This is a genomic window from Piezobacter thermophilus, from assembly GCF_055386745.1.
Window position 1 is genome coordinate 2,734,516 of sequence record NZ_AP042380.1, and the last position, 24,091, is coordinate 2,758,606.

Sequence of the window (24,091 nt, forward strand, 5' to 3'; positions counted from 1 at the left end):
CCTTTGTCACAGCATTGCCGCCTTGTCCAGCCGCGCGCGGCACCTTGCAGGGGCGCGGGGGCGACTGCTATGCGGGGGCGCGAAGACGAAGGAAGGGGGCCGCATGGTCACGATCCGCATGATCCGCGAACCCGGCGCCGACAGCGCCGTGCCGCTGCCCGCCTATGAAAGCGCAGGCGCGGCAGGGGCCGATCTGCGCGCCAACCTGCCCGATCGGGGCAAGGTGGTTCTGGCCCCGGGGGCGCGGGCGCTGATCCCGACGGGGCTGCGCATGGAAATCCCTGAAGGCTACGAGGTGCAGATCCGCCCGCGTTCGGGGCTGGCGCTGAAACATGGCATCACCCTGCCCAACGCGCCGGGCACGATCGATTCCGATTACCGCGGGCCGGTGGGCGTGATCCTGATGAATGCCGGCAGCGAACCGTTCGCGGTGGCCCATGGCGACCGCATCGCCCAGATGGTGGTGGCTCCGGTGCTGCAGGCGCGGTTCGAACTGGTCGCGCAGCTGGGCAGAACGGCGCGCGGCGAAGGCGGCTTCGGCTCGACGGGGCGGGGCTGATGCTGCTGGTTCTGGCCATGGCCGCCGCGCTTTGGGGGATGGGGCATCTGATGCGGGTGCCCGTGCGGGCGCGGCTGGGTGTGCAGGCGGTTCTGTTCGCCCTGGTTTTCGCTGTGCAGCTGTTCCTGCCACCGGGCCACCCCATGCGCGCGGCGACCGGGGGCTCGATCGTGCCGTGGTTGTATCTGGGCGCGGTTGCGGGCATCGTCGGTTTCTACGCGGCAGGGGTGCGGGCGCTGGGGCGCAGGGCACGGGCCGCAGAACGGACAGGGCAGACGGAGGAGAGCGCACCGGTGTCCGGGGGGACCTTCACGGAAAAGGAGCTGGAGCGGTATGCCCGGCACGTGGTTCTGCGCGAGATCGGTGGCCCCGGCCAGAAGAAGCTCAAGCAGGCCCGCGTGCTGGTGATCGGGGCGGGCGGTCTGGGCTCGCCGGCGCTGCTGTATCTGACCGCCGCCGGGGTGGGCACCATCGGCGTGATCGACGACGACGTGGTGGAAAACGCAAACCTTCAGCGCCAGATCATTCACGCCGATGCCGATATCGGCAAGCCGAAGGTATTTTCGGCGCAAGCCGCGATGGAGGCGCAGAACCCGGCCGTGACGGTGCGGCCCTATCACCGCCGGCTGGAGGAGGGAATTGCCGAGGAGCTTTTCGCCGATTATGACCTGATCCTCGACGGCACCGACAATTTCGACACCCGCTATCTGGCCAACCGGACTGCCGTGGCGCTGGGGAAACCGCTGGTCTCGGGGGCGCTGTCGCAATGGGAAGGGCAGCTCAGCGTGTTCGACCCCGCCCGCGGCGCTCCCTGCTATCAGTGCGTCTTTCCCGAACCGCCCGCCGCCGGGCTGGCCCCCAGCTGTGCGGAGGCCGGGGTGGTCGGCCCCCTGCCCGGCGTGGTCGGCGCGATGATGGCGGTGGAGGCGATCAAGCTCGTCACCGGCGCGGGCCAGCCGCTGCGCGGCCAGATGCTGATCTATGACGCTCTTTATGGCGAAAGCCGCAAGATCACGCTGAAGCGGCGCGGGGATTGCCCGGTCTGCGGCGGGGGCTGAGACGATGGAAGGGGGCTCTGCCCCCTCCCGGCCCTGACGGGCCAGTTCACCCCCGGGATATTTGAAAGCCAGAAAAAGGCCGGGTCAAAGGACCCGGTCGAGGTCCGCGATCAGGTCCTCGGGATCCTCGAGACCGACCGAGAGGCGGAATATCCCGTCGCCCGCCCAGTCGCGGTAATCGGCAAGCTGGTCGCCGGTCAGGCGGAACGATGTTTCCATCAGGCCTTCGGTCCCCATCCAGAAGATCAGCGACCGGTGGTGACCCAGCGACACCGCGTAGTGGATCACTTCGAGCCGGTCGATCATGTCCTGCGCGATGGCTTCTCCGGTGGCTGCATCGCCCACCTGGAAGGCGATCATGCCGGACATGTTGCGCATCTGGCGCACCGCGAGGTCGTGCTGCGGGTGCGAGGCGAGGCCGGGCCAGATCACCCGCGTCACCCTGGGGTGGGCTTCGAGCCATTCCGCCACCATCCGCGCGCCCGCCTCGTGCGCCTTCATGCGCAACGGCAGGGTTGCGGTTCCACGCGCGATCAGCCAGGCGTTGAAGGGCGACAGGATACCGCCGTGGTGGATGGCGGCCTCGAGTCGCATCCGTCCGATCAGCTCGGCGCTGCCTGCCACGGCTCCGCCCACGGCATCGCCGTGCCCGCCGATATACTTGGTGATCGAATGCATGGTCAGATCGACGCCAAGCGCCGCCGTGTCCATCCCCAGTGGCGAAGCAAAGGTGGCATCGCATGACAGCAGCGCGCCGGTGTCATGGGCGATGCGGGCCACCGCCGCGAGGTCGGTCAGCCGCCCGATCGGGTTGACCGGCGTTTCCGTGTGAACGAGCCGCGTTTCGGGCCGCATCGCCGCGGCAACGGCGTCGAGATCGGCCATGTTGACGGTGGTCACCTCGATCCCGAGGCGCGGCAGCGTGTCCCGGGCCAGTTCCGCCACCCCCGCATAGGACACGTCCGACACCACGCAGTGATCTCCCGCCGACAGGAAGGTGAGAAAGATCGCGGTGGCCGCGGCCATGCCGGAGGCGGTGCACAGGCAGGCCTCGGTTCCCTGAAGGGCGGCGATCTTGGTTTCCAGCATCGCCACGGTCGGGTTGCCCCAGCGGGAATAGAGCCAGCCGCTGTCCTCGGCCAGATCGTGGGCCGAGAAGCCGGCGACGCTCTCGCTGACATAGGTGGAGGACATGTGGATCGGCGGCGCCGACGCGCCGGTCGCCGGGTCGGGGCCTTCGCCGGCGTGAATGGCGGTTGTCATGGGGCCGAAGGAGCGGTTGCGGCGGGTCATGGCGTCTCTCCCGGAATGGTTTTTTCCACTTGGGCGATTCCGCGCCGGTCGCGCAACAGGATTCTTGCGCCCGCCCCCCATGGCGGGCGGGTCAATATCCGCGTTCGCGGTCAACGAGGTGGAGGAGCGCCTCTCCGGCTTCGGCGCGGCGGATGTTCTCGGCAATGACCCTTGCCGCCGATTCGGGCCGGGTTTCGGCGGCGACATGGGGGGTGACGGTGACGCGGGGATGCGCCCAGAAGGGATGATCGGGCGGCAGGGGCTCGGTGCGGAACACGTCCAGGGTGACGTGGCGCAGATGCCCGCTGTCGAGCGCGGCAAGCAGGGCGGCGTCGTCGATCAGCGGCCCCCGGCCCGGGTTGATGACCACCGCACCGCGCGGCAGAAGCGCCAGCGTCTCGGCGTTCAGGAGGTTTTCCGTTTCCGGCGTGTCGGGCAACAGCAGCACGACGATCTCGGCCCGCTCCAGGGCGCGGGCAAGACCTTCGGGGCCGTGGGTGGTGCGGATGCCCTCGATGTGGCGCGGGGTGCGGCTCCAGCCGGTCACGTCGAAGCCCAGCCCCGCCAGCGCGCCGGCGACCGCGCGGCCCAGCGCGCCGAGGCCGAGTATGGTGACCGGGCGGTCCTCGGCCAGCGGAGGCGTGCAGGGGCGCCAGACGCCGTCCTGGTTGAGGACATGCGCATCGATATCCAGGTGGTGGCGCAGCACATGGCCCGCGACCCATTCGATCATGCCCTGCCTCAGCCCGTGATCGACCATGCGCGTCAGCGGCACCTTCAGCGTCGGGTTGCCGACGATCCGTTCCACCCCGGCCCAGAGGCTGAGCACCGCCTTGAGGCGGGTATGGGCAGAGAAGTCCTGCAGGGGGCCTTTCGGGGAATAGACGATGTAGTCGACCTGCCCGGGCGGCATGTCGGTGGCAAGCTCGAACCGAAGCCCCGTGGTGCGCAGGGCGCGGCTCAGCGGCGCCTCGTAGAGCGGCCAGTCGTCGGGCGGGGCAGAGAAGAGCACGTTGACGCTCATGGGCAGCCTATTTCTGGCGGGGACGGTGGATATGGGCGCTCTGCACCAGTCCGAAGGCCGCCAGCAGCACCAGCATGGCCGAACCGCCATAGCTGATCAACGGCAGCGGCACGCCGACCACCGGCGCCAGCCCCATCACCATCGACATGTTCACGGCAAAGAACAGGAAGAAGGTGATGGCGATGCCCAGCGTGTTGAGCGAGGCGAACCGGTCCCGGGTGGCCAGCGCGGTGTGGATGCAGAACAGGATGATGAGCAGGTAGAGGACGAGGATCGAGACCCCGCCGACGAAGCCGAATTCCTCGGCCAGGGTGGTGAAGATGAAGTCGGTGTGCTTCTCGGGCAGGAAGTTCAGGCGGGTCTGGGTTCCCTGCATGAATCCGCGGCCGGCCCAGCCCCCCGAACCGAGCGCGATCTTGGACTGGGTGATGTGATAGCCCGCGCCCAGCGGGTCGAGATCCGGGTCGAGAAACACGTCGATGCGGCGGTACTGGTAGTCCTTGAGAAGCTGCCAACTGGTGCCGCGGCTTTCGAAGACCGCCGCCACCAGCCCGGCGACGGCGGCGATCACGGCGGCGAAATAGCCCCAGTGGACCCCGGCGAGGAACATCATCCCGCCTCCTGCGGTCAGCAGCAGAATCGCGGTGCCAAGGTCGGGCTGGCGCAGCACCAGCGCGGTCGGCAACAGGATGATGACCAGAGGAACCAGCACCCAGAACGGGTGCGAGGTCCGGTTGGCGGGCAGCCAGTCGTAATAGGCCGCCAGCATCATCACCATCGCGATCTTGGTCAGTTCCGACGGCTGCAGGCGCATGAACCCGAGGTCGATCCACCGCTGCGCCCCCATGCCGACCGAGCCGAACAGCTCCACCATGACCAGCAGCAGAAGCGAGCCGAGATAGGCGACGCCCGCGACATTGCGCCAGAACCATATGGGCACCATGGCGATGGCGAACATCGCGACCATCCCCACCGCAAAGCGTTTCATCTGCGGTTCGGCCCAGGGCTGGAATGATCCCCCGGCGACCGCGTACAGCATCAGGAACCCGACGCTGGCAACCGCGACCAGAAGAATCGTCAGCGGCCAGTTCATGTAGAATACCTTGCGCCAGCCGGTGGGCACCGACCTGACGGTGTATTCGAGATAGCTCATGCCCGGTCCCTCTTGCCGGCATCGCGGCGGGCGCGTTCGCGCGAAAGCCGCTCCTGCTGGGCCTTGATGCGGGGGCGATCACGCTCGGGATAGGCGGCAAGCGGGGGCGTTCCGTCATAGAGCGCCTGCAGGATCACGTCGCGCGCCACCGGGGCCGCCGCGGTCGATCCGCCGCCGCCATGTTCGACCACCACCGACACGGCGTATCGCGGCGCCTCGAACGGGGCATAGCAGACGAACAGGGCGTGATCGCGCCGCTCCCACGGCAGGTCCTCGTTGCGGATCACGCCCGAGGCACGCTCGGCCGCCGAGATGTTGCGCACCTGGCTGGTCCCGGTCTTGCCGGCCATGAGCAGGGTCTTTTCGGCAATGCGGCTGCGGAATGCGGTGCCGCGGCGGCTGTTGGAGACCTGAAACATGCCGCGACGGACCACGCGCAGGTCGTTCTCGTTCAGGCCCAGCGGCTCTCCGGCGCCGGAGGGCTGTTCGATGCCGTTGATCGACTTGATCAGCCGCGGCGTCACCGCCCGTCCGGTGGCCAGCCGCGCGGTCATCACCGCCAGCTGCACCGGCGAGGCCAGCACGAACCCCTGCCCGATGGCCGAGTTCACCGTGTCGCCGATCAGCCATTCCTGGTTGTAGTTCTTCTTCTTCCATTCCTTCGTGGGGGTGTTCCCGTGGGCGATGCCCGACAGGGGAAGGTCGTATTTGTAACCCAACCCCAACCGCCTGGCCATCTGGGTGATCTTCTCGATCCCGAGCTTCAGCGCGACGGCGTAGTAATAGACGTCACAGCTCTGCTCCAGCGACTTGAGCAGATCGACCCGTCCATGCCCCGAGCGTTTCCAGCAATTGAAGCGGCGGTTTGCGACATCCAGATAGCCGGGGCAGAAGGTGGTGTCCTCGGGGGTGATGACGCCCGCCTCCAGCGCCGCCAGCGCCACGATCATCTTGAAGGTCGAGCCGGGCGGATAGGTGCCCTGAACGGATTTGGCCGAAAGCGGGCGGTACGGATCGTCCATCAGCGCCCGGTAATCCGCCACCGAAATGCCGCGCACGAACAGGTTGGGGTCGAAACTGGGGGACGAGGCGACCGCGCGCAGATCGCCGGTTTCGCAATCCACCACCACGACCGAGGCGCTCTGCCCCTTCACCCGATCGTGGATGTAGGCCTGAAGGTCCGTGTCCACCGTCAGTTGCAGGTCGGCCCCCGGCGTGCCTTCCTGCCGGTCCAGTTCGCGCATGACCCGGCCGGTGGCGTTGACCTCGACCCGGCGCGCGCCGGCCTTGCCGCGCAGCAGATCCTCGCGCCGGGCCTCGACCCCGGTCTTGCCGATCTGGAAACGGGGAATGCGCAGCACCTGGTCCGGCTCTTCCAGCCGCTTGAGGTCGTAATCGCTGACCGGACCCACATAGCCGACCACATGGGCGAAAACCTCGCGCTGCGGGTAGAACCGGGTCAGGCCGACCTCGGGGGTGATCCCGGGCAGCGCCGGCGCGTTGGCGGCGACCCTGGCCATGTCGTTCCACGCGACCTGATCGACCAGCGTCACCGGCAGGAAGGGTGCGCTTCGGTGCATTTCTTCCAGCGCGTTTTCGATGTTCTCGGGATCGAGCGGGATCAGGCGCCCGAGGTTCTCGATCACCTTTTCCACGTCGCCTGCATCTTCCTGAACGATGACGATGCGATAGCTCTGCCGGTTCTGGGCAAGGATCACGCCGTTGCGGTCGTAGATGCGGCCACGCGTGGGCGGGATCAGGCGGATGTTGATCCGGTTTTCCTCGGCCAGCAGGCGATACTGGTCGGCCTGTTCGATCTGGAGGTAACGCATCCGCAGAACCAGCGCCCCGGCGAAGGCCAGCTGCAGCCCCCCCACCAGAAGCGCGCGCCGGCCGGTCCGGCGATGCAGCAGGTCGAGTTCGCGCGGATTGCGTCTCATGCCCGCCCCCCCGGTACGGCCGCATCCCCCGGTGCAGGTCGGCGCACGCGAAGCACGCCCTGGAGGAAAAGAACGACCAGCGGATAGACGGCCACGGTCAGGACCAGGCGGATCACGTCAAGGCTCATCTGCGCCTGCGGCACGGCCAGCAATCCCAGGATCATGCGGTTGGCCACTATCATCACCAGAACCGCAAGTCCGAAACCCAGCCACTCTCCGATCATGCCGGTTTCGCCCTGGCTGGCCGGTCCGGGCCGGAGATATTCGGCGGCCAGCACCGTCAGCAGCGCCCAGAGCCCCGGCGGCCGCTGGAACAGAAGATCGGCCAGCAGCATGACCGCGGCAATCGGCAGGGCCGTCACATGCTCGGGCCGACGCACCACCCAGGCCAGAGTCAGCACCACCAGAAGGTCGGGCGGCGCCCAGCGGACCGGGTGCGTGGTCAGCGGCAGCAGATGAAAGAAGATCACGCCCAGCGCCAGCCCCACGTACAGCGCCCGCATGGCCACCAGCCGGGTCGGCGCCAGCTCAGCCATCGGTGGCGGCCTCCGGTCCGGCGGCGGAATCGGGATCGGCGGCAGAACTTCCGGCCCCGACCGCCGAGCCGGTATCGGCAGGGTCGGGCGCGACGATGCCGCCGGGGTCGGTGATCCTCTCGGTCCCGTAGTGGCGCAGGACGCGCAGATATTCGAGGCGCTCGAAATCGGCCGCCGGGCGCACCCTGAGCCGGCCGGTGCGGTCCTCGGCCACCTGCCCGATCAGCAGCCCCGGCGGAAAGACCTCGCCATCGCCCGAGGTCACCACCCGGTCGCCGGGACGCACCAGGTCGGGGTTTTCCACGAAGTCGATGACCGGCGCCGGCGTGTTGTCGCCGGTCACCAGCGCCGTCTGCCCCGAGGGCTGGATCACCGCCGGCACCGAACTTGCCGCATCCGTCAGCAGCAACACCCGCGAAGTGGTCCGGCCGGTGCCGGAAATCCGCCCGACAAGGCCGATCCCGTCCATCGCCGCCCAGCCGTCCACGACCCCGTCGCGCGCGCCCACATTGATGAGCACCGATTGCCGGAAGGGCGAGCCGCTGTCGGCCAGCACCACGCCGGTGATGTAGGTCAGCCGCGGGTCGAGGCGCACCTTGTTGAGATCGAGAAGCCGCGCGTTTTCCTGTTCAAGCTGCAGTGCGGCCTCCTTCCACGCCTGCATCTGCCGCAATTCGCTGCGCAGTTCCCGGTTCTGCTGGGCCAGGCGCTGATAGCTCTGGAAGTCGCGGACGAGGTTGATGAAGCCCGTCACCGGGGCCATCGCCCAGCCCATCGGTGGCACCACCTTGTCGGCAACCTGGGCGCGGAACCGTTCGACCCGCGGGCTGTCGATTCGCCATACCAGGAAGATCGCTAGCAGCAACAGGACGATGATCCCCAGCAGCAGGCGGCGCAGCGGGGTGGCGTAGTCTTCGCGCTGTGTGCGGTCCCTGGCCAAGCGACTCCTTCCGGCGCCGGTTACGCGATTGCTTCAGCGTTCCCCGGAAAGGGTGGGCATCCTAGCTGTCATAGTCAATCGCGTGGCGCAGCTGTTTTTCATATTCCAGCGCCTTGCCCGTGCCCAGCGCCACGCAGTTGAGGCTTTCGTCTGCAATCGAGACGGCAAGCCCCGTCTGCTCGCGCAGGGCAAGGTCGAGATCCCCCAGGAGCGCGCCGCCCCCGGTCAGCATCACCCCCCGATCCACGATGTCGGCGGCAAGATCGGGCGGCGTGGTTTCCAGCGCGGTCATCACCGCCTCGCAGATCTGCTGGACCGGTTCGCTCAGGGCTTCGGCCACCTGGGCCTGGCTGATCTCGATTTCCTTCGGCACGCCGTTGAGCAGGTCGCGGCCGCGGATATGCATGGACTGGCCGCGTCCGTCATCGGGCATCCGCGCGGTGCCGATCGAGGTCTTGATGCGTTCGGCCGTGGCCTCGCCGATCAGCAGGTTCTGCTGCCGGCGCAGATAGGAGATGATCGCCTCGTCCATGCGGTCGCCGCCGACCCGGATCGAGCGCGCATAGACGATGTCGCCGAGGCTGAGTACCGCAACTTCGGTGGTGCCGCCGCCGATATCCACCACCATGTTGCCGGTGGGATCGGTGATCGGCATCCCCGCCCCGATGGCGGCGGCGATGGGCTCGGGGATCAACCCCGCCTTGCGCGCGCCCGCCGACAGCACCGACTGGCGGATGGCGCGTTTTTCCACCGGGGTGGCGCCATGGGGCACGCAGACGATGATCTTGGGCTTGGAGAAGGTCGAGCGCCTGTGTACCTTGCGGATGAAATGCTTGATCATCTCCTCGGCGGTGTCGAAATCGGCAATCACGCCTTCGCGCATGGGGCGGATGGCCTCGATGCTGCCCGGCGTGCGGCCCAGCATCAGCTTGGCGTCCTCGCCCACCGCCAGCACCTTCTTGACGCCGTCCTTGACGTGATAGGCCACCACGGAGGGTTCCGACAGGATGATGCCGCGGCCCTTGACGTAAACGAGCGTGTTCGCCGTTCCGAGGTCGATCGCCATGTCAGCGGCGAACAGACCGCCAAGATTTCCGAAAATCGCCATGCCTGCGTGATCCTGTAGAGAACTGCCTTCGGCCCGGCGATTCCCATCCCGGACCGGGCGGATTTCTTATAGGCGGACCGTGCGACAGGTGAAAGGGCCGAATCCGGACCGCTGGCGCAAATCCGCCGGGCGGGGCAAGGGGGCTCTGCCCCCGTCGCCCGTGCCGGGCGACTCCCCCGGGATATTTGCTGCCAGAAAAAGGAACGGCCCCCGGCCCGAGCGGCCGGGGAGGATGTCAGGACGCGTCGCGTGCCCCGGCCGAAGGCGCGGCAGGAGAATCGGGGCGCGATTTCTGACGCCGGACGGCCAGGCGGTTGAGAGCATTGATATAGGCCCGCGCCGAAGCGACCACCGTGTCGGTATCCGCCGACTGGCCGGTGGCGATGTGGCCGTCTTCCTCGAGCCGGACGCTGACGGTGGCCTGGGCGTCGGTGCCCTCGGTTACCGCATGGACCTGGTAGAGCTGCAGCCGGGCATCATTGGGATAGATGGCGCGCACCGCCTTGAAGGTGGCATCCACCGGGCCGTCGCCATGTTCGGTGGCGATGGCTTCGCGGCCATCCACCTCCATCTCGATCGTGGCCTCGGCCGGGCCGCCGCTGCCGCAGATCACCTTGAGCGAGACCAGTTGCAGCCTTTCGTCATCGCCATCGGCGGTGGCACCCACAAGCGCGATGATGTCGTCGTCATAGACTTCCTTCTTGCGGTCGGCGAGTTCCTTGAAGCGGACGAAGATGTCCTTGAGCTGGTTGTCGCCCACCTCGTAGCCCAGCTGGCGCAGCTTGTCGCGCAGCGCCGCGCGGCCGGAATGCTTGCCCATCACCAGGTTCGACTGGCTCAGCCCCACATCCTCGGGGCGCATGATCTCGTAGGTGCCGGCATGTTTGAGCATCCCGTCCTGGTGGATGCCGCTTTCATGGGCAAAGGCGTTCTTGCCCACCACCGCCTTGTTGAACTGCACCGGAAAGCCGGTGGCGGTGGAGACCAGCCGGCTGGCGCGGATGATCTTCGTGGTGTCGATGCCGGTGCGATAGGGCAGCACGTCGTTGCGCACCCGCATCGCCATCACCACCTCTTCCAGCGCCGCATTGCCGGCCCTCTCGCCCAACCCGTTGATGGTGCATTCGATCTGCCGCGCGCCGGCCTCGACCGCGGCCAGCGCATTGGCCACCGCCATGCCGAGGTCGTTGTGGCAATGGGTGGCGAAGGTTACCGTATCGGCGCCGGGCACCCGTTCCAGCAGCATGGCGATGAGGCGGGCGCTTTCATTGGGCACCGTATAGCCCACCGTGTCGGGGATGTTGATGGTGGTGGCGCCGGCCTTGATCGCCGTTTCCACCGCCCGGCACAGGAAGTCGGGTTCGGTGCGGGTGCCGTCCTCGGGGCTCCACTGCACGTCGTCGGTGAGGTTGCGGGCGCGGCTGACCGAGGCCTCGATCGCCTCGATCACGGCGTCGGGCTCCATCTGCAGCTTGTATTTCATGTGCAGAGGCGAGGTGGAAATGAAGGTGTGGATCCGCCAGCGTTCCGCCGCCTTCAGCGCCTCGGCCGCGCGGTCGATATCCCCCGGCGCCGAGCGCGCCAGCCCGCAGATCACCGCGTTCTTCGCGTTCTTCGCGATCTCCGAAACCGCGCGGAAATCGCCCTCGGAGGCGATGGGGAAGCCCGCCTCGATGATGTCCACGCCCATCTCGTCGAGAAGCGCGGCAATTTCCAGCTTGTCCTCATGGGTCATGGTCGCGCCGGGGCTCTGTTCGCCGTCACGCAGGGTGGTGTCGAATATCAGGACGCGATCCTGTTCGGAAGAATTGGTCATGTCGGTATCTTTCGTGTCTGTCCCAAGCCGTCTGGCGCGCAGGCGTCTCCTCTGAGCGGGCGCGCCAGGAAGGGCACGCTCAGAGGCGGACTAGGAGCAGGAGGCCACGCAGAGCCCCGCCGCGGGCGGCGGTCGGGGCGGAAATATGTGCGTGGTTCATCATGCGGGTCAGTTTATACGGGTCCAACCGCGGGGCGCAACCGGAATTGCAAGGCCGGAAATCGATGAAAGGCGCCGCTCAGCCGCCATCCTTGAGCGCGCCGTCTTCCCATTCGCCGGTGGCCTCCTGCCCCGAGGAATAGCGCATCGTCCCCTTGCCCTGGCGCTTGCCGTTCTCGAACATGCCTTCATAGACATCGCCATTGGCATAGGTCGCCACGCCATAGCCGGTGATCTCGCCCGCCTTCCATTCGCCCTTGTAGCGGAAACCGTCGGCCATCACGATTTCGCCCTGGCCCTCGCGCCGGCCGTTGACGAACTGGCCGGTATAGACCGAGCCGTCGGCATAGGTGGCCTTGCCCTGGCCGTGGCGCTGACCATCCTTCCACTCGCCCTCGTAGCGGTAGCCGTCGGGATAGGTCATCACCCCGTAGCCCTCGTTGCGGGCGTTGCGGAACCCGCCCTTGTAGACGATGCCGTTGGCATAGGTGGCGATGCCTTCGCCCTCGATCACGCCGGCAACCCAGTCGCCTTCGTAGGTGGAGCCGTCGGGATAGGTGATCCGGCCCTTGCCGTCGGGCAGGTCGGCGCGGAACTGGCCCACATAGACCGAGCCGTCGGGATAGCGGACCTCGCCTTCGCCCTCGATCTGGCCGGCGACCCAGCTGCCGGTATAGACATAGCCGTCGGCGCCGGTGAAGGTGCCCTGACCGTGGCGGCGGTCGTCCTTGAACTCGCCCTCGTAGACGTCGCCATTGGCATAGGTGACGCGGCCGTAGCCTTCGCGCCGGCCGGCCACGAGGTCGCCTTCGTAGACGTCGCCATTGGGCTGGGTCAGGCGGCCCTTGCCATTGATCTGGCCGTCCTTCCACGCGCCTTCATAGACCAGCCCGTCGGGCAGGGTCAGCTTGCCCTGACCGTGGCGCTTGCCGGCCTTGACCTCGCCCTCGTAGACGGCGCCGTCGGGATAGGTGATGACGGCCTTGCCCTCCTTTTCGCCGTTCACCCAGTCGCCCCGGTATTCGTAGCCGCCGGGGCTGGTCATCACGCCATAGCCGTGATGGCGGGCATTGCGAAAGGCGCCCTCGTAGCGCACCCCGTTGGCATAGACCGCAACCCCCTGCCCCTCGATCACACCGTCCTTCCATTCGCCCTCATAGGTGCCGCCATCGGCAAAGGTGATCTTGCCGATGCCGTGCGGCTTGCCCTTGGCGAACTCGCCTTCATAGACCGACCCGTTGGGAAAGCGTGCAATCCCCTTGCCGCGGATTTCGCCATCGACCCATTCGCCGGTGTATTCATACCCGTTCGGCAGCCGATAGGTGCCAAAGCCGTGCTGCAACCCGTTGCGGAAGGTGCCCTCGTAAACGCCGCCGATCTCGTCCTGGGTCGTGCGGACCTGCCCCTCCTGCGCCAGCGCCGCACCGGCAAGGGCCAGCCCCGCGACCATCGCCATCGCCGTTCCCGGAATCCTCATGCGCTCACCCGTCATACCCGTTGCCGCCGATCGCGGAACCATTTGAAATTAGGCGAGGGCGCGCGCCGGGGCAACGGGTTTTCCCGCTTGTCCCTTTTCCTTGGGCGCCGATCTGGTAAATGCGTGCGCAGGAACTGGGCAAGGGGGCATCATGGCCGACCGTTTCCGCGTGACACTGGCGCAGCTGAACCCGACGGTGGGCGACCTTGCCGGCAATGCCGCCAGGGCCCGCGAGGCATGGCAGGCAGGGCGCGAGGCCGGCGCCGACCTGGTGGCACTGCCGGAGATGTTCATCACCGGCTACCAGACCCAGGACCTGGTGCGAAAGCCGATCTTTCACCAGGCCGCGATCGCCGCCGTCGAACAGCTGGCGCGCGAGAGCGCCGAGGGGCCGGCACTGGCCATCGGCGGCCCGGCGGTCGAAGGCGCAGGGCTCTACAACGCCTGTTACATCCTGGCCGGCGGGCGCATCAGGGCCCGCGTGTTCAAGCACCACCTGCCCAACGACAACGTGTTCGACGAAAAACGGCTTTACGCCTCGGGGCGGGTGGCAGGCCCCTACGCGGTGAACGGCGTGCGCATCGGCAGCCCGATCTGCGAAGACGCGTGGTACGAGGACGTGGCCGAGACGCTGGCCGAAACCGGGGCCGAGTTCCTCCTGGTGCCGAACGGGTCGCCCTATGACCGCGACAAGTTCGACCTGCGGCTGAATCACATGGTTTCGCGCGTGATCGAAACCGGCCTGCCGCTGATCTATCTCAACATGGTGGGCGGGCAGGATGACCAGGTGTTCGACGGCGGCAGCTTCGTGCTCAACCCCGGCGGCGCGCTGGCAGTACAGCTGCCGGTCTTCGAAGAGGCAATTGCCCATGTCGATCTGGAGCGCGGCCCGGAAGGCTGGCACGCGCAGGAAGGCGTGCGCGCGCACCGTCCCGACGAATGGGAGCAGGACTATCACGCGATGGTCGTGGGCCTGGGCGACTATCTGCGCAAGAGCGGCTTTTCCAAGGTTCTGCTGGGCCTTTCGGGAGGCATCGATTCGGCGCTGGTGGCTACCATCGCCACCGATGCGCTGGGGGCGGAAAACGTCCGCTGCGTGATGCTGCCCTCGGAATATACCAGCCGGGAATCGCTCGAAGATGCCAGGGCCGTGGCACAGGCGCTGGGATGTCACTACGATCATGTGCCGATCTCGGGGCCGCGCGCGGCGGTGACGGAAACGCTGGCGCCGCTGTTCGCGGGCCGCGCCCCCGACGTGACCGAGGAAAACATCCAGTCGCGCCTGCGCGGACTGCTGCTGATGGCCATGTCCAACAAGTTCGGCGAAATGCTGCTGACCACCGGCAACAAGTCCGAGATCGCGGTGGGATACGCCACCATCTATGGCGACATGGCCGGCGGCTACAACCCGATCAAGGACCTCTACAAGACCCGCGTGTTCGAGACCTGCCGCTGGCGCAACGCCCATCACCGCCCGTGGATGAAGGGACCGGCGGGCGAGGTGATCCCGCCGCGGGTGATCGACAAGCCGCCCAGCGCCGAGCTGCGACCCGACCAGAAGGACGAGGACAGCCTGCCCCCCTACGAGGTGCTGGACGGGATCCTCGACATCCTCGTGGATCGCGACGGGTCGGTGGCCGACTGCGTAGCTGCCGGCTACGACCGGGAAACGGCACAGCGGGTCGAACGGCTGATCCATCTCAGCGAATACAAGCGCTTCCAGTCCGCGCCCGGTACCCGCCTGACCGGTCGCGCCTTCTGGCTGGACCGACGCTATCCGATCGTCAACCGCTGGCGCGATCCGGGATAGGGGATGTCGCGCCTATGCGGATTGGTTCCACCCGGGTCGCAACGCGGCCCGGGCATGCGCCAGGCGGCGCGCCCCTCATTCCCACCAGCGGTCGATGCGCGCGATGTCCTCGTCGGACCAGCCGAAATGATGGGCAAATTCGTGAATCACTACATGGGCGATGAGATCGTCCAGCGCCACGTCGCCGCGTTCGCGCCATTCGGCGAGGATCGGCTCGCGGAAGATCCAGACCATGTCGGGCTGCTGCGGGACGTCCCAGACCGATTTCTCGGTCAGAGGGATCCCTTCGTAGAGACCCGTCAGCCCGCGCCGATCGGTGATTCCCAGATCGGCCAGCATGTCCCGCTCCGGCCAGTCGGCAACGCGCAGTGCCACCTCGCGGGCAAGCTTGCGGAACGGTTCGGGCAGGCCCTCGACGGTGCGACGCGCGACAGATTCGAAATGGGCTCCGGAAATGTCCGTCATGGCAAAAGATATGCCGCAGCCACGGGCCGCCTGAAAGCCCCGGACCACTGAATTGCGCGGGATGGGAAACAATCCGCGCCTCGCCCGCCCCATTTGTCACTACCTGAGTACAATGCCTGAATCATGCCCCATTTCAGCCCTTTCATCGCCCGATTGTGGCGGAATATGGCCAATTGAGGGCAGCGGCGCCACGATCCTGTCAATTTTGCCGACAGCCGCCGGGCCCGCGTGACCATGCGAGTACCAGGGAGATTTGCCATGACCGACCGGATCCTTCGCCACAACCCCCCGCAGCATCAGGCCCCGCAGACGGATCCGGCCGTGGAAGCGGCAATCAAATCGATCCGGCGGATCCTCGAAAAAGGCGCCGAACTGCTGCCGCCGGACATCGCCATTGCAAGCGCGCCCGTCCCGGTGGTCGCCGCCCCGCCACGGGCACGGCGCGGCGCGCTGATGGCACTGCTTCGCCGCGGCGCGCGCGGCTGAGCCCTCTCCCGCCGGTTGCCTCAGCCGCTTTCCAGCGCCGCGGCAATGCGGTGCGCCAGCCGCCGGGCGACCTCGGCCTTGTCCATGCGCGGCCATTCCTCGACCCCTTCCGGGGTAATCAACACCACCGCGTTCTCGGTCCCGCCCATGATCCCGGTCTGCGGGCTCACGTCATTGGCGACGATCCAGTCGCAGCCCTTGCGTTCGCGCTTGGCCGTGGCATTGGCGATCACGTCATCGGTTTCCGCCGCGAAGCCGACCACCAGCCGCGGGCGCCCCTGCCGCATCTGCGCCACGGTTTTCAGGATGTCCGGGTTTTCGGTGAATTCCAGCGCCGGAATGCCGTCGCGGCTTTTCTTCAGCTTGCGATCCGCCGCCTGCACCACCCGCCAGTCGGCCACCGCCGCCGCGAACACCCCGGCATCGGCCGGCAGCGCGGCCAGCACCGCCTCGGCCATTTGCTGCGCGGTCTCCACCGCCACCACCTGCACCCCCGGTGGCGGCGGCACCTCGGCCGGGCCGGTGACGAAGATCACCTCGGCGCCCAGGTCGGCCAGTGCCCGCGCCACCGCCGCCCCCTGCGCCCCGGATGAGCGGTTGGCGATGTAGCGCACCGGATCGATGGGTTCGCGCGTGGGTCCCGAAGTGACCACGATCCGCCGCCCGGCCAGCGGCCCAGCACCCAGCGCTGCCGCGATCGCCGCGACGATCTCCGACGGCTCGGCCATCCTGCCGGGGCCGTGTTCGCCGCAGGCCATGCCGCCCTCGTTCGGCCCGACGAACAGCACCCCGTCACCGGCCAGCACGGCGACGTTGCGGCGGCAGGCGGGGTGCTCCCACATGCGCACATTCATCGCCGGCGCCAGCAGCACCCGCTTGTCGGTCGCCATCAGCAGCGTCGAGGCCAGATCGTTGGCCAGCCCGGCGGCCATCTTGCCGATCAGATCGGCGGTGGCCGGCGCCACCACCACCAGATCGGCCGCGCGGCTGAAGCGGATATGGCCCATCTCGGCCTCGTCGGTCAGGTCGAACAGATCCGTGTGCACCTTCCGCCCGGCCAGCGCCGCCACCGAAAGCGGGGTGACGAATTCGGCCCCCGCGCGGGTCAGCACCGGCACCACCTCGGCCCCGGCTTCGCGCAGACGCCGGATCAGGTCGAGCGACTTGTAGGCAGCAATCCCGCCGCCGATGATGAGCAATACCCGCCTGCCGTCCAGCATCCGCACCCTTCCCGGAGTCCACCTTCGCCCCGGACAATAGGCCCGCTTGCGGCGAACCGCCAGAGCCCGTCGCACGCCATCCGCTCAGCCCTGGCTGCGGAACACCGCGCAGGGATCGGGACGCTCAACCGCCGGGGCGTCAAGAACCGCGTCAAAGCGCCCCTCGATCCGCCCGTCCTCGGACTGGCCCAGCGCCAGGATCTTCAGGTCGGGGCGGACCCGGCGCAGCACCGCGGGCATGCCCCGGTCGGCGCGGGCATGGCCGTTGCCGGTGATGACCACGACCGGGGAACCGTGGCGGGCAAGCGCCGTCACCACAGCCCGCGCCAGCACCGCATCGCGCAGGCGCTGGATGTCCACCATCATCGGCAACTGCGCCTCCGGCAGGGCATTGCAATGGGCCTCGGCCTGCTCGGCCTCGCGCACCGCCTGTTCGACGGCGGGCAGGGGACGCGTCAGGCCATAGCGCGCCGCCTCGGTCCCGAAGGCCGCGGCCAGCCCGCTTTCGGGCACCGCGCGGGTCTTGCTCCGCGGCACCAGCGCGCCCAGGAAGGGCAGATCGGCCGCAGCCGCCAGCACCGGCCGGTAGATCGCGAAACCCGGCCAATCAGTCGCGCCCAGGGCCAGGGCCCTGTCCACCCGGTCGGACGCTGCCGGCCCCGCCGCATTGATCTGCGCCGCAGTCTCGGGCGTCAGCATCTCCCAGACCACGGCCTTCGGCGCCAGCGCCCTGATGGCAGCGGCCTGCACGGCATGATGGGCGGGGTTGTCGTGCACCTCTCCCAACACCACCACATCCGCCGCGCGCATCCGCTCAAGCAGCTGCGCGGGCAACTCGCCCGCCGCCGCGGAAATGGTCGTCAGCACCAGCAGGGCGGCAGGCAGAATCCCGGGAAACCTCATGCGAGGAAGTGTTGCACCTCGTGCGCGCAGGCCTCAAGGCTCTTTCGCATCTTGCGGAACGCCTGCACCTCGAGCTGCCGCACCCGCTCTTTCGACAGCCCCAGCTCGGTTCCGATGCTTTCCAGCGTCCGCGGATCGGGGCGCAGCTTGCGTTCGCGCACGATCAGCCGCTCGCGCGGGCTCAGCGAGCGCATCGCCTCGATCAGCCAGTCCCGCAGCCGCGCATTGTCGAGCGCCGCCTCGACCAGTTCGGCGGCCTGCGCGGCGTCGTCTTCGATCACGTCGATCCACTCGCGCCCTTCCTCATCCGAGGACTGCACCGCATTGAGCGAAAAATCCGCCCCCGAGAGGCGCCCCTCCATCATCTCCACATCCCGCGCCGGAACGCCGATTTCGGTCGCGATCAGCTGGCGCAGCTGGAAGCGGTCCAACGCCTCGCCCTGCGCGCGCGCCTCGCGTTCAAGCCGCGCCTGCACCCGGCGCATGTTGAAGAACAGCGCCTTCTGCGCCGAGGTCGAGCCGGTCCGCACCAGCGACCAGTCGCGCATCACGAAATCCTGGATGCTGGCCCTGATCCACCACACGGCATAGGTGGAAAACCGCACGCCGCGTTCGGGGTCGAACTTGGCCGCCGCCTTCATCAACCCCAGGCCCGCCTCCTGAATCAGGTCGTTCATGGGCGCGCCATAGCGGCGGTAGCGCCCGGCCATCGAGATCGCCAGCCGCATGTAGGCGTTGATCAGTCGGTGCAGCGCCGCCTCGTCGCGCCGGTCGCGCCATGCCCTGGCGAGGGCCTGCTCGGTTTCGGCATCCAGCAACTCAGCCCGCATCGCCCTGCGCGACAGCGCCCTGTCCCTAGCATTTCGGTCCTTCGGCATGGCCTTTCCCCCGGAACGGCAACAACTTCCGTGATCTTGCGTTTCCCCCGCGATTGCGCAGAAACTCGGCCCGAAGATCACCACGAGGCTACGAAAAGTGTTTCCCAGAGTCACATTCATTCTTGGCGGCGCCGCGTCGGGAAAGTCGGAATTTGCAGAGTCGCTTGTTGAAAAGTACGGTAAATCAAAGATTTACCTAGCCACTTCAAAAATGCTTGATGACGAGACCCGATCGAAGATCAATCTCCACAAGGCACGGCGCGGAAGGGGCTGGACCACAGTCGAGGCACCATACGACCTCACCCCCGCACTGTCGAGGCTCGGCCGCGATCACGTCTGCCTGATCGACTGTGCAACCATGTGGCTCGGCAACCACCTGCTGGCCGAAAACGACATCGAGTCCGAGCAGAACCGCCTGCTCGCCGCCATATCCGCCTGCGCCGCCGATCTGGTCATCGTCTCGAACGAGGTCGGCCACGGGATCGTGCCCGAAAATGCGCTCGCGCGCCGGTTCCGCGAGGCACAGGGGCGTCTCAACATCGCGCTGGCCGCCTGCGCGGATTGCGCCTTGCTGGTCACGGCCGGACTGCCGCAGGTGCTGAAAGGGCGCCTGCCGTGACCCGCCTCTTTCTCGTCCGGCACGGGCCGACCCATGTCAGGGCAATGGTCGGCTGGTCCGATCTGCCGGCCGACCTGAGCGACCGGGCGAAGCTGGACCGGCTTGCCACGCTGTTGCCAGATGATGCACTCGTGGTGTCCTCGGATCTCGACCGCGCCGTCGCCACGGCCGATGCGATCCAGCGCCACCGCCTGCGGCTGCCGCATGATCCGGCCCTGCGCGAAATCCACTTCGGCGAATGGGAACTTCGCAGCTTTCGCGAGATCGAGGCGCAGGATCCCGCGCGCGCGCGGGCATGGTGGGAAAACCCCGGCGACGTGCGCCCGCCCGGCGGCGAAAGCTGGAACGAGGTATGCGCCCGGGTCAACGCCGCCATGGACCGGCTGATCGCCGAGCACACCGGCCTCAACCTGGTCGTCGTCGCCCATTTCGGCGTTATCCTTACCCAGGTTCAAAGGGCGCTGGGACTTGCCGCGGACGAAGCATTCGGCCATCGCATCGACAACCTGTCGGTGACCGAAATCACCCGCCGACCCGGCGGCTGGGAGGTGGCGCGGATCAACCACCTGCCCTGAGCGGCAAACCATCCGCATTTCCTCTCGCACCTCGCCTCCCTCTTCCTCTTGCAACAAATACTCCCGCCGGAGGCATGGCGCACAGCGCCATCCGGCCACGCCGCGCACGTCAAGCCACCCACTTGAAACCACTTGGGTTAACCTTTTCTCAACCCGCGCGAGGTTAGCGGTGGAGCATCCATCACCACCGGGCAGAAAATCATGGTCGCACGCGCCTACACGGTCGCCTTTCTGGGAATCGAGGCCCGCCTGGTCGAGGTTCAGTGCGCCATCACGCCGGGGCTGCCGGCGTTCTCCGTGGTGGGCCTGCCGGACAAGGCGGTATCCGAGGCCCGCGACCGGGTGCGCAGTGCGCTGTCGGCAATGGCGGTGGCGCTGCCCTCCCGGCGCATCACCGTAAACCTGTCCCCGGCGGACCTGCCCAAGGAAGGCAGCCATTTCGACCTGCCGATCGCCCTGGCCCTTCTCGCCGCGCTCGACATCATCCCCGCCAAGGCAACCGAGCGTGCCGTGGCCTTGGGCGAACTCTCGCTTGACGGATCGCTGGTGCCGGTGATCGGCACGCTTCCTGCGGCGCTGGCGGCGGCCGAATCCGGACGGACGCTGCTCTGCCCCCGCGACTCGGGCGCCGAGGCCGCCTGGGTCGGCGCGGCCGAAGTGATCGGGGCGGATTCGCTGGGCGACGTGGTGCGCCACTGTACAGGGCAGTCACCTCTGGCTCCGGCCAGACCAGGCGAGATCCACGCGCCATCGCGGGCACCCGATCTGCGCGACGTGAAGGGACAGGAGCGGGCCAAGCGCGCGCTGGAGATCGCGGCCGCGGGGCGGCACCACGTGATGCTGGTCGGCACGCCCGGCTCGGGCAAATCCATGCTCGCGGCAAGACTCCCCGGCATCCTGCCGCCTCTGACGCCGGCAGAGGCGCTGGAAACCTCGATGGTGCACTCGCTTTGCGGGCTGCTCGACCAGGGCGGCATCAGCCGAACCCGGCCGTTCCGCCAACCGCATCACACCGCCTCGATGGCTGCGATCGTTGGGGGCGGGCGTGGCGCGGGACCGGGGGAGATGAGTCTTGCCCATAATGGCGTGCTGTTCATGGACGAGTTTCCCGAATTCTCCCGCACGGTTCTCGAAACCCTGCGCCAACCGATCGAAACCGGAGAAGTGGTCGTCGCCCGCGCCAATGCCCACGTGAAATACCCCTGCCGCTTTCTTCTGGTGGCGGCGGCCAATCCCTGCCGTTGCGGCTATCTCAGCGACCCGGCCCGGGCCTGCGCCCGCGCGCCGGCCTGCGGCGCCGACTACATGGGGCGGATCTCCGGCCCGTTGATGGACCGGTTCGACCTGCGTATCGAAGTGCCGCCCGTGAGCTTCATGGACCTCGACCTGCCCGGCGACGGCGAAACCTCGGCCGCTGTCGCCGCCCGGGTCGCGGCGGCACGGCAGGTGCAGGCCGACCGCTATGCCGCGCATGCGCATCTGCGTCAGAACGCTGATGCCGACGGCAGGGTGCTGGACGAAATTGCCAGACCTGACGCCGAAGGTCGGAAACTCCTGACACGTTCGGCCGAAAGATTCCGCCTTTCGGCGCGCGGGTATCACCGAATTCTCAGGGTGGCACGCACCATTGCCGATCTCGACGGATCGGAGACGGTCCGCCGCCCCCACGTCGCCGAGGCCCTCAGCTTCCGGCTGTCAACGCCCGTCGCTGCCTGAGCCCGAATCTAATCTCCCGCGCGAACCAGCATTTCCCCACCGGCAATCAGCGCAGACGCGCCTCCACCGCATCCCAGATGCGCGCCGCTACATTGATGCCGTCGAAACGCTCGAGTTCCTGAATGCCGGTGGGCGAGGTCACGTTGATCTCGGTCAGGTAATCGCCGATCACGTCTATCCCGACAAAGACCTGCCCCTTCTCGCGCAGCAGCGGCCCGATGCGGGCGCAGATCTCGCGGTCGCGGTCGGTCAGACCGGTCGGTTCGGGCCGCCCGCCCACATGCATGTTGGACCGCGTCTCGCCCGCCGCCGGGATCCGGTTGATCGCGCCCACGGGCTCGCCATCGACCAGAATCACCCGCTTGTCGCCGTTGCGCACCTCGGGCAGGAATTTCTGGACGATCAGCGGTTCACGCGAGAAGCCGGTGAAAAGTTCATAGAGCGCGCCAAGGTTTCGATCGTTCTCGTCCAGCCGGAACACACCGGCACCGCCATTGCCATATAGCGGCTTGAGGATGATGTCGCCATGCCGGTGCTTGAACGCCCGGATCGTTTCCAGATCGCGGGCGATCGTCGTCGGCGGTGTCAGGTCGGGGAAGTCGAGAACCAGCAGCTTTTCCGGGAAGTTCCGCACCCAGAACGGATCGTTGACGACCAGCGTCCCCGGGCCGAGTCGGTCCAGAAGGTGGGTCGAGGTGATATAGTGCATGTCGAAGGGCGGATCCTGCCGCAGCCAGACGACATCCCGTTCGGACAGGTCGATCTCGCGTTCCTCTCCCAGAACGGCAGGTGCGCCGGCAACACGCTGTACGGTCATGTCATGACCGCGCGCGGTGATGCGCCCCTCCTGATAGGCGAGCTGGTCCGGGCCGTAATAGAACAGCTCGTGCCCACGGGCCTGGGCTTCTTCGGCCAGACGGAAGGTGCTGTCGGCATCAATGTCCACGGACTGGATCGGATCCATCTGAAAGGCGATCTTCATGGCGGCATCCTCGGATCGGTCGCCCGATACATGACCCAGCCAGCGGCTAGGTTCAATGCCGCCCGGACCGTTCAGGCCGCTTCAAAGGCGTTTTCCACGATACGAAACATCCCCGCAGAATCGACCAGCGCCACATCGAACCTGACATTCGTCAGTTGGCCGTCCGGCTCGTCGGCCAGAAACTGGGCGGCCGATGCACAGATCCGGCGGATCTGACGGCGGGTCACCCGTTCCGCCGCCCGGGCGAAATCGCGGGCCTTCTTGACCTCGACGAAGACGACGCCGTCACGGCCGCGCGTGATGAGATCGATTTCGCCGCCCGCGCCGCGCCAGCGCCGCCGCGCAACCGTATAGCCGCGCCGTTCGTATTCCCGCGCGATCTGCGCTTCCGCCGCAAGCCCTGCAAGATGAGCGACCTGCCCCCGATACGAGCACCCGTTACCGGCGGTGCGTTCTCTTCCCCCCGCCATGGCCCTTCATTCCTTCGCCAGTTTCAACGCCTTCTGATAGACCGTCCGGCGCGAAACGCCGTGCATCCGGGCCACCATGTCCGCAGCATCCTTGACCGTTCCGATCTTCAGCGCCGCCTTCAGGTCCGACTCTAGGTCCGATTCGCTAACATTTTCCGAACGCTTTCGATCCACCAGCAGGACCACCTCTCCGCGCAGCGTTTCCCCGGCCAGGTCCGATGCCAGCTCCGCCAGCGTTCCGCGGCGGATTTCCTCGAATTTCTTGGTCAGTTCCCGGCATATGGCCGCCTGGCGGTCGCCCCCCAGGACATCGGCCATGTCGCGCAGGCTGGCTGCGGTACGGCGCGGTGATTCGTAAAACACCAGCGTGCCCGGAATGGCGGCCAGTTCGGCCAGCCGTCGGCGCCGTGCCGCCGAGGCATTGGGCAGAAAACCCGCAAAGAAAAAGGCATCGGTCGGTAGGCCGGCCAGCGTCAGCGCGGTCAGCAGCGCCGAAGGGCCTGGCGCGGCGGTCACCAGATGACCTTCGGCGGCTGCGGCACGGCTCAGGTCATGGCCGGGATCGGCGATCAGCGGCATCCCCGCCTCGGAGGCGTAGGCCACCGACCGGCCGGCGCGCAGCTCGGTCAGCAGGCGCGCGCGCACCCCGCCGCCGCTGTGGTCGTGATAGGCGATCAGCGGCCGCCCCTCCAGCGGGATGCCGTGAATCTCCATCAGCCGGCGCAGGCTGCGCGTGTCCTCGGCCGCAATCACATCGGCCGAAGCCAGCACGTCCAGCGCCCTGAGCGTGATGTCGCGCGCGGTCCCGATCGGCGTGCCGACGAAATAGAGCCCCGGCGGCAATATGACCTTGAGGTGATTCAACGCTGGACCCGCCTTTCGTGACGACTATTATCGCTCCCCG

Annotated in this window: 23 protein-coding genes; 7 read left to right on the forward strand and 16 right to left on the reverse strand. The window is 67.5% G+C overall.

Annotated elements, in window-relative coordinates; all coding sequences use genetic code 11:
- The first annotated feature begins 103 nt into the window (after window positions 1–103).
- Both dut and ACZ5CM_RS13200 read left to right on the forward strand, forming a co-directional pair.
- Window positions 104–559: a dUTP diphosphatase gene (gene dut / locus ACZ5CM_RS13195; protein WP_464639232.1), complete on the forward strand. Its 456-nt coding sequence runs from the start codon at window positions 104–106 to the stop codon at window positions 557–559.
- Window positions 559–1,617 carry a HesA/MoeB/ThiF family protein gene (locus ACZ5CM_RS13200; RefSeq protein ID WP_464639233.1) on the forward strand — a complete coding sequence of 353 codons (1,059 nt, stop codon included), beginning with the start codon at window positions 559–561 and terminating at the stop codon, window positions 1,615–1,617. The genes dut and ACZ5CM_RS13200 overlap by 1 nt, the downstream gene beginning before the upstream one ends.
- An 84-nt stretch (window positions 1,618–1,701) precedes the next feature.
- On the opposite strand, the gene ACZ5CM_RS13205 is transcribed toward ACZ5CM_RS13200, so the two are convergent.
- The 9 genes from ACZ5CM_RS13205 to ACZ5CM_RS13245 form a co-directional block, all read right to left on the reverse strand.
- A complete protein-coding gene (locus ACZ5CM_RS13205; RefSeq protein ID WP_464639234.1) occupies window positions 1,702–2,910 on the reverse strand; it encodes a trans-sulfuration enzyme family protein in 1,209 nt (402 codons plus the stop codon).
- A 91-nt stretch (window positions 2,911–3,001) separates the two neighbouring features.
- The gene (locus tag ACZ5CM_RS13210; protein ID WP_464639235.1) at window positions 3,002–3,934 is read right to left on the reverse strand and encodes a 2-hydroxyacid dehydrogenase; all 933 of its coding nucleotides are present in this window, start codon (window positions 3,932–3,934) and stop codon (window positions 3,002–3,004) included.
- A gap of 7 nt (window positions 3,935–3,941) precedes the next feature.
- Window positions 3,942–5,087 carry a rod shape-determining protein RodA gene (gene rodA / locus ACZ5CM_RS13215; protein ID WP_464639236.1) on the reverse strand — a complete coding sequence of 382 codons (1,146 nt, stop codon included), beginning with the start codon at window positions 5,085–5,087 and terminating at the stop codon, window positions 3,942–3,944.
- On the reverse strand, window positions 5,084–7,027 hold the full coding sequence (gene mrdA, locus ACZ5CM_RS13220) for a penicillin-binding protein 2 (protein WP_464639237.1): 1,944 nt from the start codon (window positions 7,025–7,027) through the stop codon (window positions 5,084–5,086). Before mrdA ends, rodA begins: the two co-directional genes overlap by 4 nt.
- The gene (locus ACZ5CM_RS13225) at window positions 7,024–7,563 is read right to left on the reverse strand and encodes a rod shape-determining protein MreD (RefSeq protein ID WP_464639238.1); all 540 of its coding nucleotides are present in this window, start codon (window positions 7,561–7,563) and stop codon (window positions 7,024–7,026) included. The genes mrdA and ACZ5CM_RS13225 overlap by 4 nt, the downstream gene beginning before the upstream one ends.
- Complete coding sequence (gene mreC / locus ACZ5CM_RS13230) at window positions 7,556–8,503, reverse strand: rod shape-determining protein MreC (protein WP_464639239.1); 948 nt, start codon at window positions 8,501–8,503, stop codon at window positions 7,556–7,558. The genes ACZ5CM_RS13225 and mreC overlap by 8 nt, the downstream gene beginning before the upstream one ends.
- A 61-nt stretch (window positions 8,504–8,564) precedes the next feature.
- Window positions 8,565–9,611, reverse strand: coding sequence for a rod shape-determining protein (locus ACZ5CM_RS13235; protein WP_464639241.1), 1,047 nt, complete (start codon window positions 9,609–9,611; stop codon window positions 8,565–8,567).
- A gap of 235 nt (window positions 9,612–9,846) precedes the next feature.
- Window positions 9,847–11,427 carry a 2-isopropylmalate synthase gene (locus ACZ5CM_RS13240; RefSeq protein ID WP_464639243.1) on the reverse strand — a complete coding sequence of 527 codons (1,581 nt, stop codon included), beginning with the start codon at window positions 11,425–11,427 and terminating at the stop codon, window positions 9,847–9,849.
- 238 nt (window positions 11,428–11,665) lie between these two features.
- Complete coding sequence (locus ACZ5CM_RS13245) at window positions 11,666–13,063, reverse strand: MORN repeat-containing protein (protein WP_464639245.1); 1,398 nt, start codon at window positions 13,061–13,063, stop codon at window positions 11,666–11,668.
- Between the two features lie 151 nt (window positions 13,064–13,214).
- Between ACZ5CM_RS13245 and ACZ5CM_RS13250 the strand changes: the two genes are divergently transcribed.
- The gene (locus ACZ5CM_RS13250; RefSeq protein ID WP_464639247.1) at window positions 13,215–14,873 is read left to right on the forward strand and encodes an NAD+ synthase; all 1,659 of its coding nucleotides are present in this window, start codon (window positions 13,215–13,217) and stop codon (window positions 14,871–14,873) included.
- Between the two features lie 75 nt (window positions 14,874–14,948).
- Here the strand turns inward: ACZ5CM_RS13250 and ACZ5CM_RS13255 are convergent, their stop codons facing one another.
- Window positions 14,949–15,338, reverse strand: coding sequence for a metallopeptidase family protein (locus tag ACZ5CM_RS13255; RefSeq protein WP_464639248.1), 390 nt, complete (start codon window positions 15,336–15,338; stop codon window positions 14,949–14,951).
- 258 nt (window positions 15,339–15,596) lie between these two features.
- Between ACZ5CM_RS13255 and ACZ5CM_RS13260 the strand changes: the two genes are divergently transcribed.
- Window positions 15,597–15,824 (forward strand): hypothetical protein, encoded by a 228-nt coding sequence (locus tag ACZ5CM_RS13260; RefSeq protein ID WP_464639249.1) that lies wholly within the window; start codon window positions 15,597–15,599, stop codon window positions 15,822–15,824.
- A 20-nt stretch (window positions 15,825–15,844) separates the two neighbouring features.
- Here the strand turns inward: ACZ5CM_RS13260 and coaBC are convergent, their stop codons facing one another.
- From coaBC to ACZ5CM_RS13275, 3 genes are all read right to left on the reverse strand, one after another.
- Window positions 15,845–17,044 carry a bifunctional phosphopantothenoylcysteine decarboxylase/phosphopantothenate--cysteine ligase CoaBC gene (gene coaBC / locus ACZ5CM_RS13265; protein ID WP_464639251.1) on the reverse strand — a complete coding sequence of 400 codons (1,200 nt, stop codon included), beginning with the start codon at window positions 17,042–17,044 and terminating at the stop codon, window positions 15,845–15,847.
- Window positions 17,045–17,128: 84 nt separating this feature from the next.
- Window positions 17,129–17,947 carry a ChaN family lipoprotein gene (locus tag ACZ5CM_RS13270; protein WP_464639253.1) on the reverse strand — a complete coding sequence of 273 codons (819 nt, stop codon included), beginning with the start codon at window positions 17,945–17,947 and terminating at the stop codon, window positions 17,129–17,131.
- Entirely contained in the window at window positions 17,944–18,825 is an 882-nt protein-coding gene (locus tag ACZ5CM_RS13275; protein ID WP_464639254.1) for an RNA polymerase factor sigma-32, read from the reverse strand. The genes ACZ5CM_RS13270 and ACZ5CM_RS13275 overlap by 4 nt, the downstream gene beginning before the upstream one ends.
- A gap of 97 nt (window positions 18,826–18,922) precedes the next feature.
- Here ACZ5CM_RS13275 and cobU point away from each other — a divergent pair, with 97 nt between their 5' ends.
- The 3 genes from cobU to ACZ5CM_RS13290 all read left to right on the forward strand — a co-directional run bounded on the left by cobU (window position 18,923) and on the right by ACZ5CM_RS13290 (window position 21,735).
- Window positions 18,923–19,444, forward strand: coding sequence for a bifunctional adenosylcobinamide kinase/adenosylcobinamide-phosphate guanylyltransferase (gene cobU, locus ACZ5CM_RS13280; protein WP_464639256.1), 522 nt, complete (start codon window positions 18,923–18,925; stop codon window positions 19,442–19,444).
- Complete coding sequence (locus ACZ5CM_RS13285; RefSeq protein WP_464639257.1) at window positions 19,441–20,019, forward strand: histidine phosphatase family protein; 579 nt, start codon at window positions 19,441–19,443, stop codon at window positions 20,017–20,019. Before cobU ends, ACZ5CM_RS13285 begins: the two co-directional genes overlap by 4 nt.
- 201 nt (window positions 20,020–20,220) lie before the next feature.
- A complete protein-coding gene (locus ACZ5CM_RS13290) occupies window positions 20,221–21,735 on the forward strand; it encodes a YifB family Mg chelatase-like AAA ATPase (RefSeq protein WP_464639259.1) in 1,515 nt (504 codons plus the stop codon).
- A 46-nt stretch (window positions 21,736–21,781) separates the two neighbouring features.
- On the opposite strand, the gene gshB is transcribed toward ACZ5CM_RS13290, so the two are convergent.
- The 3 genes from gshB to rsmI all read right to left on the reverse strand — a co-directional run bounded on the left by gshB (window position 21,782) and on the right by rsmI (window position 24,051).
- The gene (gene gshB, locus ACZ5CM_RS13295) at window positions 21,782–22,717 is read right to left on the reverse strand and encodes a glutathione synthase (RefSeq protein WP_464639260.1); all 936 of its coding nucleotides are present in this window, start codon (window positions 22,715–22,717) and stop codon (window positions 21,782–21,784) included.
- A 71-nt stretch (window positions 22,718–22,788) separates the two neighbouring features.
- Window positions 22,789–23,187, reverse strand: a complete 399-nt coding sequence (locus tag ACZ5CM_RS13300) for a YraN family protein (protein WP_464639262.1) — start codon at window positions 23,185–23,187, stop codon at window positions 22,789–22,791.
- A 6-nt stretch (window positions 23,188–23,193) separates the two neighbouring features.
- Window positions 23,194–24,051 (reverse strand): 16S rRNA (cytidine(1402)-2'-O)-methyltransferase, encoded by an 858-nt coding sequence (rsmI, locus tag ACZ5CM_RS13305; protein WP_464639264.1) that lies wholly within the window; start codon window positions 24,049–24,051, stop codon window positions 23,194–23,196.
- Between the last annotated feature and the right edge of the window lie 40 nt (window positions 24,052–24,091).

What these genes read in the sequence shown, in the direction of transcription:
- dut (WP_464639232.1), top strand. Translation starts at nt 104, where the DNA reads ATGGTCACGATCCGCATGATCCGCGAACCCGGCGCCGACAGCGCCGTG.
- ACZ5CM_RS13200 (WP_464639233.1), top strand. Translation starts at nt 559, where the DNA reads ATGCTGCTGGTTCTGGCCATGGCCGCCGCGCTTTGGGGGATGGGGCAT.
- ACZ5CM_RS13205 (WP_464639234.1), bottom strand. Translation starts at nt 2,910, where the DNA reads ATGACCCGCCGCAACCGCTCCTTCGGCCCCATGACAACCGCCATTCAC.
- ACZ5CM_RS13210 (WP_464639235.1), bottom strand. Translation starts at nt 3,934, where the DNA reads ATGAGCGTCAACGTGCTCTTCTCTGCCCCGCCCGACGACTGGCCGCTC.
- rodA (WP_464639236.1), bottom strand. Translation starts at nt 5,087, where the DNA reads ATGAGCTATCTCGAATACACCGTCAGGTCGGTGCCCACCGGCTGGCGC.
- mrdA (WP_464639237.1), bottom strand. Translation starts at nt 7,027, where the DNA reads ATGAGACGCAATCCGCGCGAACTCGACCTGCTGCATCGCCGGACCGGC.
- ACZ5CM_RS13225 (WP_464639238.1), bottom strand. Translation starts at nt 7,563, where the DNA reads ATGGCTGAGCTGGCGCCGACCCGGCTGGTGGCCATGCGGGCGCTGTAC.
- ACZ5CM_RS13235 (WP_464639241.1), bottom strand. Translation starts at nt 9,611, where the DNA reads ATGGCGATTTTCGGAAATCTTGGCGGTCTGTTCGCCGCTGACATGGCG.
- ACZ5CM_RS13240 (WP_464639243.1), bottom strand. Translation starts at nt 11,427, where the DNA reads ATGACCAATTCTTCCGAACAGGATCGCGTCCTGATATTCGACACCACC.
- ACZ5CM_RS13245 (WP_464639245.1), bottom strand. Translation starts at nt 13,063, where the DNA reads ATGAGGATTCCGGGAACGGCGATGGCGATGGTCGCGGGGCTGGCCCTT.
- ACZ5CM_RS13250 (WP_464639247.1), top strand. Translation starts at nt 13,215, where the DNA reads ATGGCCGACCGTTTCCGCGTGACACTGGCGCAGCTGAACCCGACGGTG.
- ACZ5CM_RS13255 (WP_464639248.1), bottom strand. Translation starts at nt 15,338, where the DNA reads ATGACGGACATTTCCGGAGCCCATTTCGAATCTGTCGCGCGTCGCACC.
- ACZ5CM_RS13260 (WP_464639249.1), top strand. Translation starts at nt 15,597, where the DNA reads ATGACCGACCGGATCCTTCGCCACAACCCCCCGCAGCATCAGGCCCCG.
- coaBC (WP_464639251.1), bottom strand. Translation starts at nt 17,044, where the DNA reads ATGCTGGACGGCAGGCGGGTATTGCTCATCATCGGCGGCGGGATTGCT.
- ACZ5CM_RS13270 (WP_464639253.1), bottom strand. Translation starts at nt 17,947, where the DNA reads ATGAGGTTTCCCGGGATTCTGCCTGCCGCCCTGCTGGTGCTGACGACC.
- ACZ5CM_RS13275 (WP_464639254.1), bottom strand. Translation starts at nt 18,825, where the DNA reads ATGCCGAAGGACCGAAATGCTAGGGACAGGGCGCTGTCGCGCAGGGCG.
- ACZ5CM_RS13290 (WP_464639259.1), top strand. Translation starts at nt 20,221, where the DNA reads ATGGTCGCACGCGCCTACACGGTCGCCTTTCTGGGAATCGAGGCCCGC.
- gshB (WP_464639260.1), bottom strand. Translation starts at nt 22,717, where the DNA reads ATGAAGATCGCCTTTCAGATGGATCCGATCCAGTCCGTGGACATTGAT.
- ACZ5CM_RS13300 (WP_464639262.1), bottom strand. Translation starts at nt 23,187, where the DNA reads ATGGCGGGGGGAAGAGAACGCACCGCCGGTAACGGGTGCTCGTATCGG.